Annotated in this window: 4 protein-coding genes; 1 reads left to right on the top strand and 3 read right to left on the bottom strand. The window is 72.2% G+C overall.

Annotated elements, in window-relative coordinates; translation table 11 throughout:
* Both ACFTZL_RS39130 and ACFTZL_RS39125 read right to left on the bottom strand, forming a co-directional pair.
* The coding region (locus ACFTZL_RS39130) for a maltotransferase domain-containing protein (protein WP_382593531.1) at nt 1–1,424 on the bottom strand (1,424 nt) is incomplete at its 3' end.
* Between the two features lie 215 nt (nt 1,425–1,639).
* Nucleotides 1,640–2,842 carry a S8 family peptidase gene (locus ACFTZL_RS39125; protein ID WP_382593528.1) on the bottom strand — a complete coding sequence of 401 codons (1,203 nt, stop codon included), beginning with the start codon at nt 2,840–2,842 and terminating at the stop codon, nt 1,640–1,642.
* Nucleotides 2,843–3,131: 289 nt separating this feature from the next.
* On the opposite strand from ACFTZL_RS39125, the gene ACFTZL_RS39120 reads away from it, so the two are divergent.
* Complete coding sequence (locus ACFTZL_RS39120) at nt 3,132–5,750, top strand: glycosyltransferase family 1 protein (protein ID WP_382593525.1); 2,619 nt, start codon at nt 3,132–3,134, stop codon at nt 5,748–5,750.
* A gap of 48 nt (nt 5,751–5,798) precedes the next feature.
* Here ACFTZL_RS39120 and ACFTZL_RS39115 read toward each other — a convergent pair whose 3' ends face one another.
* Nucleotides 5,799–6,320, bottom strand: coding sequence for a DUF1990 domain-containing protein (locus ACFTZL_RS39115; RefSeq protein ID WP_382593523.1), 522 nt, complete (start codon nt 6,318–6,320; stop codon nt 5,799–5,801).
* Nucleotides 6,321–6,338: the final 18 nt, after the last annotated feature.

The raw sequence follows: 6,338 nt of genomic DNA, 5'->3' as shown, positions 1-6,338 counted from the left end.
GTGTAGGACTGCTGGAAGCCGATCTGGGCCAGGGTGGCCATCATCGCCGGGCGGGTGAACGCCTCGGCCAGGAAGATCACGTCCGGGTCGGTGCGGTTGACGTCCGCGATGACCCGCTCCCAGAACACCACGGGCTTGGTGTGCGGATTGTCCACCCGGAAGATCCGCACTCCGCTGTCCATCCAGTGCCGCAGCACCCGCACGGTCTCGGCGATCAGGCCGTCCATGTCGGCGTCGAAGGCGATGGGGTAGATGTCCTGGTACTTCTTCGGCGGGTTCTCCGCGTAGGCGATGGTGCCGTCGGGGCGGTGGTGGAACCACTCGGGGTGTTTCTGCACCCAGGGGTGGTCGGGGGAGCACTGCAGCGCGAAGTCCAGCGCCACCTCCATCCCCAGCTCCCGGGCCTGGCCGACGAACCAGGTGAAGTCCTCCAGGGTGCCCAGGGCGGGGTGGACGGCGTCGTGGCCGCCCTCGGGCGAGCCGATCGCCCAGGGCACGCCGACGTCGTCGGGGCCGGGGGAGAGGGTGTTGTTCCTGCCCTTGCGGAAGGTCGTGCCGATCGGGTGGATCGGGGGCAGGTAGACGACGTCGAAGCCCATCGCGGCGATCGCGGGCAGCCGGCGTGCGGCGGTGCGAAACGTGCCGTGCGGCTGCTGCCGGGTGCCCTCGGAGCGGGGGAAGAACTCGTACCAGGAGCCGTACAGGGCCCGCTCCCGCTCCACCAGCAGCGGCAGCGGCTCGGAGGTCGTGACCAGGTCCCGCAGCGGATGCCGGGCCAGCACCTCGTCCACCTCCGGCGTCAACGCCCCCGCGAGCCGCGCGGCAGCCGGGCGGCTCTCGTCCCGCAGGGCGTCGACGGCGGCCAGGACCACGTCCCGCAGGCCCCCCTCCTCGGGTACGCCGTCGGCGGCCCGCTCGTACAGGCGCGCGCCCTCCTCCAGGACGACGTCCGTGTCCATGCCGGCCGGGATCTTGATCTGCGCGTGGTGGCGCCAGGTACCGATCGGGTCGCCCCACGCCTCCACGGTGAACGTCCACAGGCCGGGCTCCCCGGCGGTGACCGTGGCGCCCCACCGGTCCGTGCCGGGGGCCAGCTCCCGCAGGGGTGTCCACGGCCCGGGGCGGCCCTCGGGGTCCTTCAGGACGGCATTGGCGGCGACCGCGTCGTGCCCCTCCCGGAACACGGTCGCCGAGATGTCGAAGGTCTCGCCGGTCACGGCCTTGGCCGGCCGGCGTCCGTGCTGGACGACCGGGCGGACATCGAGCACGGGTATGCGTCCGACGGCGGTCGCCTCGCCCACGGGGGGTGGTTGCGGGACCGGTGGACCGGCGTCGGCCGGGCGCACGGGACGTGCCTCGCCGCCGGGCGCGCGCGCCCCGGTGCGACGGGTCGGGGGTGGTGACGAATGGTGCTTGGCGGGCATGACCGCTCCTGTCCGCGTCAACGTGGGTGGGCGGATGTCTATGGGGAGGTGGGTCCTGCGTGGTGCTCCTGAGAGGGGTACCCGGAGGAGCCTTCCCACCCTATTCGGGTGGGCAATCCGGCACTTTGTTAACTACTCAGGGGTATGTCGACACACAAGACCGGCCTCGTCCGCGACGGACGAGGCCGGCCCCTGTGCGTGGCTGCTCCTTCGCCCTACGGGTGCGGCACCCGCAGTAACTTGTCCGGCGAACCGACACCCCGGCCGGAGATCTTCCCGGTCGCCGCTCCCGTGGTCAGAGCCCTCCCGACCTGGGACGGAGTCGCTTTCGGATGGTCGGCCAGATACAGCGCGGCCGCGCCCGCCGCGTGCGGAGAGGCCATCGAGGTGCCGGAGAACGTGGCCCGCGCGGTGTCGCTCGCGGCGGCCGCGGAGGTGATATCCACGCCCGGGGCGAAGAGATCGAGGGCCGGGCCGTCGTTGGAGAAGGCCGGTTTTGTATCCCTCCGGTCGGTCGCACCGACCGTGATCGCTTGCTTGACGCTCGCCGGGGAGTACAGCCCGGCCGGCCTGCTGTCGTTGCCCGCGGCGACCGTGTAGGTGACGCCTGAGGCGATGGAGGCGCGGACGGCGGCGTCCAGCCGGTCGTTGGGCGGGCCGCCCAGACTGAGGTTGGCGACCGCGGGCTTCCTCGCGTGCCGGGTCACCCAGTCGATCCCGGCGATCACCCGGGCCGTGGTTCCGGCACCCGCGGCGTCGAGGACGCGCACGGAGACGATCCGGGCCTTGGCGGCGACGCCGTGGGTCTTCCCTGCGACCGTGCCGGCGACGTGCGTGCCGTGGCCGTTGGCGTCCGCCGCGACCTTGTCGTTGCCGACGAAGTCCCAGCCGTGGCTCGCCCGGCCCCCGAAGTCCCGGTGGGTGGTCCGGACGCCGGTGTCGATCACGTACACCGTCACCCCGGCGCCCGCCGACTCGGGCCAGGTGTAGCTCCGGTCCAGGGGCAGGCTCGGCTGGTCGACGCGGTCCAGCCCCCAGGACGCCGGGTTCCGCCGCGTGCCGTCCAGTCGCACACGGGTGTCCTGGACGACCGAGGCGACCCGGGGATCGGCGGCGAGCCGTGCTGCCTGTCTCGCGTCCGCCCTGATCGCGTAGCCGTTCAGGACCGTGCCGTAGGTGTGGCTGATGTCCACCCCGTACGTCTCGGCCAGGCCTTTTCCGGCCCCCGACGGTGCCCGCGTGCCCTCCTTCAGTGTCACCAGATAACTGCCGTGCACGGAGCCGGGTCCTCCGGCGCCGAGTATCCGCCCCTCCGGTACGGCGTGCGCGGGCAGGGTGGTGGCCGAAAACGCCGCGGCACAGATCGCCGCGGCCAGGCCCCCCGTCCAGCGCGGGCGCCGTGTGCGCGTCCGTGCCATGGTCCGAGTTCCCCTCCTCGTCTCGGCGTACGGCTGACGCGCGGCGCCGCGTGCGGCGGGCCCGGGCCGGTACGCCAGGGGCAGCCTCTCGTGACGCGTGAAACACCACAAGGACGCCTATGGGGGTGGAATCGGCCATATCCGTTGATGGTGCTGTTCAGGCCGATCGGGGGTCCGACGGCGGAGCCTCAGCGGCGGCGGCACATCCGCCGGTACTGTCGTAGGAGACGTCGATGAAGCCCTGTGTCAAAGCCCTGCGTCAACCAGCGAACGCGCCGAGGTGGAACCCGTGAAGGCGATCCGTCGATTCACCGTCCGACCCGTTCTCCCCGACCCCCTCCGGCCGCTCAGCGATCTGGCCCGCAATCTGCGGTGGTCGTGGCATGCCGAGACCCGTGACCTGTTCCAGTCCGTCGACCCCGAGCGCTGGGCCGCCTCCGGGTGCGACCCGGTCCGGCTGCTGGGCAGCGTGCCGCCCGCGCGGCTCGCGGACCTGGCCGAGGACCGCCGGTTCCTGCGCCGTCTCGCCGCCGTCGCGGGCGATCTGCACGACTACATGGCCGGCGACCGCTGGTACCAGGCCCAGCCCGAGGAACTTCCCGCCGCGGTCGCCTACTTCTCACCCGAATTCGGCGTCACGGCCGCCCTGCCGCAGTACTCCGGCGGCCTCGGCATCCTGGCGGGCGACCATCTGAAGGCGGCCAGCGACCTGGGCGTCCCGCTGATCGGCGTCGGGCTGCTCTACCGGCACGGCTACTTCCGCCAGACCCTCTCCCGGGACGGCTGGCAGCAGGAGCACTACCCCGTCCTCGACCCGAACGAGCTGCCCCTGGTCCTCCTCGAGGAGCCCGACGGCACCCCCGCCCAGGTCGCCCTCGCCCTGCCCGGCGGCAAGCAGCTCCGCGCCCGGATCTGGCTGGCACAGGTCGGCCGGGTCCCGCTGCTGATGCTGGACTCGGACGTCGAGGAGAACGACCTCGGCGAGCGCGGCGTGACCGACCGGCTCTACGGCGGCGGCAGCGAGCACCGGCTGTTGCAGGAGATGCTGCTGGGGATAGGAGGTGTGCGGGCGGTCCGGACGTACTGCCGGCTGACCGGGCACCCCGCGCCGGAGGTCTTCCACACCAACGAGGGGCACGCCGGGTTCCTCGGTCTGGAGCGGATCGCCGAACTCTGCGCGGCGGGCTCGGACTTCGACGCGGCGCTGGAGGCGGTCCGCTCCGGGACGGTCTTCACCACCCACACCCCCGTCCCGGCCGGTATCGACCGCTTCGACCGCGAGCTGGTCGCCCGCCACTTCGGCCCCGACGCGGAGCTGCCCCGCATCGACGTCGGGCGCGTCCTCAAACTCGGCATGGAGACCTACCCCGGCGGCGAGCCCAACCTGTTCAACATGGCCGTGATGGGCCTGCGCCTGGCCCAGCGCGCCAACGGGGTGTCCCTGCTGCACGGCAACGTCAGCCGCGAGATGTTCTCCGGCCTGTGGCCCGGCTTCGACGCCGACGAGGTGCCGATCACGTCCGTGACCAACGGGGTGCACGCGCCCACCTGGGTCGCCCCGGAGGTGTTCCGGCTCGGCGCACGGCAGATCGGCGTCCAGCGCGCCGAGGACGCGCTGACCGTCGGCGGCTCGGACCGCTGGGACGCGGTGGCGGACATCCCCGACCAGGAGATCTGGGAACTGCGGCGGGGCCTGCGCGAGCAGCTCGTGACCGAGGTGCGGGAGCGGCTGCGGGCCTCCTGGCGGCAGCGCGGGGCCGGTACGGCCGAGCTGGGCTGGATCGACGGCGTGCTCGACCCGGACGTCCTCACCATCGGCTTCGCCCGGCGCGTCCCGTCGTACAAGCGTCTGACGCTGATGCTGCGCGACCGCGACCGGCTGATGGACCTGCTGCTGCACTCCGAGCGGCCGGTCCAGATCGTCGTGGCGGGCAAGGCGCACCCGGCGGACGACGGCGGGAAGCGGCTGGTGCAGGAGCTGGTGCGGTTCGCGGACGATCCACGGGTGCGGCACCGGCTCGTGTTCCTGCCCGACTACGGCATGGCCATGGCGCAGAAGCTGTACCCGGGCTGCGACATCTGGCTGAACAATCCGCTCCGGCCGCTGGAGGCCTGCGGCACGTCCGGCATGAAGGCCGCGCTCAACGGTTGTCTCAATCTGTCCGTCCTCGACGGGTGGTGGGACGAGTGGTTCCAGCCGGACTTCGGCTGGGCCATCCCCACGGCCGACGGTGTCGGGACCGATGCGGACCGCCGCGACGACATAGAGGCCGCGGCGCTGTACGACCTGCTGGAGCAGCGGGTGACGCCCCGCTTCTACGAGCGCGGCCGCAGCGGGCTGCCCGACCGCTGGATCGAGATGGTCCGCCAGACCCTGAGCCTGCTCGGGCCGAAGGTGCTGGCCGGGCGCATGGTCCGCGAGTACGTCGAGCGTCTCTACGCGCCGGCGGCGCTGGCCCATCGCTCGATGGGGCCGGATCCTGCGCGTGAGCTTGCCGAGTGGAAGGGCAGGGTGCGGGCCGCCTGGCCGGGCGTGACGGTCGACCATGTGGAGACGTCGGTGTCGGAGGCGCTGGCGGAGCTCGGTACGACGCTGGGGGTGCGGGTGCGGGTCGGACTCGGGGACCTCGGGCCTGATGACGTCGAGGTTCAGGTGGTGTCGGGGCGGGTGGACGAGGAGGACCGGATCGGGGATGCGGCGGTTGTCTCCCTGAAGCCGGTCGGGTCCCCCGGGGTGGACGGGCGGTGGGTGTATGAGGGGGCCTTGTCCTTGGATCGCACCGGGCCTTTCGGGTACACGGTGCGGATCCTGCCGGCTCACCGGCTGTTGGCCTCCAGTGCGGAGTTGGGGCTGGTGGCCGGGCCGTCCGAGGAGTTGGTGGAGGCGGCCGGGTTGTTGATGCGTTGAGTCTTGTCCGCGGGTGCGTGGGGGCTGGTCGCGCAGTTCCCCGCGCACCTAAAGATCTTCAACACCCTGCGTCGCGATGTTCCGTAGGACGTTGCCGCATCGCCGTGCGTACGCGTGCTGCAAGCCCCGGGTCGCCAGGCCGCCGGCCCTCGCGTACCACTTCGCTGCCTTGCTGAACGCGTTCACCGTCAGCCAGACCGTGCCGTCTCCCGTGCGGTCTACGACGAAGGACTCCTCGCCGCATTCCGGGTGGCCGGTCAGGGTGCCGTAGGCCCAGCCGGTGCGGCGGGGTTCCTCCAGGGTCCAGACCACACGGCAGGGGGCCTTGATCATGCCGGCGAGGGTGACGGTGACGTCGACGCCGGGGGCGGCTCGTTCCGCGCTCGCGTCGACGCCGACGCCCATGGCCCGGTGCATCTCCCAGGTGAGCACCGCCTCCGAGGCCCGTTGGAAGACCTCCTCGCCCTCCCCGAGGCGGGTGCGCACGTTCATGGGATGGAAGCCCGGCGGGCAGAAGTGCTCCTCGCGGGTGGCGCCGACATCGGCGTAGGTGAAGTCCTCCGGTGACATGGTCCCCAAGAGTAGGGC

This window comes from Streptomyces sp. NPDC056948 (assembly GCF_042674225.1).
Taxonomy (GTDB): Bacteria; Actinomycetota; Actinomycetes; order Streptomycetales; family Streptomycetaceae; genus Streptomyces; species Streptomyces purpurascens.
The sequence above is the reverse complement of the archived record's forward strand: the minus strand, read 5'-3'. Positions and strand labels throughout refer to the sequence as shown.